The following is a 1,901-nucleotide window of genomic DNA, read 5'->3' on the forward strand; positions in this document are numbered from 1 at the left end:
GCATGCAGCACATTGGCCGCGATCACCAGGTCATAGCCATGCGCGGCAAAGCCCTGAGCCTGCGGATCGGCGGCGATGTCCAGCTTTCGGCAGATCAACCCATGTTCGCCAAACCGCTCACGCGCATTGGCAAAAAAGACCGCCGAGAGATCGGTATACGTATAGCTGAACCGCTCCTTTGGAAGAACCGGTAGGATCGAGGCCGTGGTGCCGCCAGTGCCCGCTCCCACTTCCAGAACACGCAAGCGGCGGCCCTGCGGCAGCCGCGCGATGGCTTGTGCAACCACAGCCGCGACGAGCCCATTCGCCACGCGCGCAGCCGGCGCATCACGATAGAGATCCGCCGCACTGGGACCCTCGCTCACAAACAGCAGACCCAGGGGATCAATCTGCCCCAGCAGCACCCCGCTCAGCGCCTGGCCGCAGCGGCGCAGCAGGCTCACCTCGATGAACGCCTTGGGACAGGCCTCAGCCAGCTCATCGGCGAGGCGTTCGGGATCGGCCAGCCCCGCATCAGGCAAGGCATCGCCTCGGCCGGCAAGCACTTGCCAGGCGGGAGCAGAACCAAGCGCGGCATTCACCGGCGCAAGGATCCTCGCTTCGGCAAGCAACACCAGAAGGCGCTGCAGCAAACGATCATGCCTCGCCACCACTTTAAGCTCACGGCGCAGGGCATCGGCCTGCACAAGCGCGCCCCGGCGCCGGTCCCAGCCGAGCCCGTCAAGAGCTGACAGTGCATAGGCCTGCGACAACCGCTCGAGCCCGGCCAGCGATGTCACGAGTTGCTCTGGCGCCACGCCTTCGGCGGCTAGATGTTCCGCAGACCCCACACTTGCTGCAATATCGGAAGGCGGCGCCAGGAACTCCGCCGAGCGCATTCCGCCTTCAAAGGCCGCTCCTTGCCACACCGTCTCGTACAGCAGATCCTCGATCCGCCGCGAACCGGCCAGCAAGGCCTGCCGGCTGGCCTTCTTGACCGTGAAGCCCTCAATCGACCCGCACCAGTGGCCGTCCTCGCTGAACAAGCTGATGTCGAATGTGAGGGTCTCAGGCGTGCTGCCGGCCGCCGGGAGGGCATCACCGCCGCCGGAACGGAGGCGAACATGGACCTGAAGCCGACCCGGCACGGCCTGTGCCAGCCTCAGCCGCTGCCAACCGATGGGCATGTAGATACCCTCTCCCGCAACCTCCGGCAGGCTCGCACCACACAACTGGAACACGGCGTCGAGCAGAGCCGGATGCAACAGAAGGCCAGCCTCCTTCGCAAGGCCCCCAAGGAACACCTCCCCAAAGGCCTCGCCAGGCGCAACGCCAAGTGACACAAGACCGCGGAAAGTCGCGCCGTAATCAATGCCACGCGCCGAGAAGCCAGCATAAAGCTCAGCAGGATCAACGTCTGTCAGATCAGCCAATGCATCGCGGTCAAGCACTGCACGGACGGGCTCGCCGCCGCCGGTGACCCGGCCGCGCGCATGCAGCACGAAGCTCTCGCCAAGCCCGCCGCGTGAGAACACCTCGACCGAACGCTCTCCGCCATCGGCCACGCCCAGAACAACCTGCAAAGCCTGCTCTGCCGAATCATCAAGAATGAGCGGCGCACGAATCTCGAACCCCTCAAGCGAGACCCCAGACCTCATCACCCGGTCATCCGCCGCCTGCGCAGCCGACAAGGCCAGGATGCCGTAAAGCGCTCCCGGGACCACGACCTGCCCGAACACCCGGTGGTCCGAAAGCCAGGCAGGCTCCGCAGCCGAGATCGCCGTCTCGAACGTCACCTCGCCACGCGCGCTGTCATGGCGCGTGCCCAGAAGGCCATGTGCCGCCGCAGCCCGGGTCTTCTTTGTCTCGATCCAGTAGCGCTGGCGCTGGAACGGGTAGCCGGGCAGCGCGATCCTGGCGCG

1 protein-coding gene is annotated in these 1,901 nt (G+C 65.9%); it reads right to left on the minus strand.

Features of this window, described 5'->3' with window-relative positions; all coding sequences use genetic code 11:
- Positions 1-1,901: polyketide synthase dehydratase domain-containing protein (locus tag WCJ41_RS21835; protein ID WP_336907939.1), on the minus strand; the 1,901-nt coding region annotated here is incomplete at both ends.

This window comes from Aestuariivirga sp. (assembly GCF_037139295.1).
Taxonomy (GTDB): Bacteria; Pseudomonadota; Alphaproteobacteria; order Rhizobiales; family Aestuariivirgaceae; genus Aestuariivirga.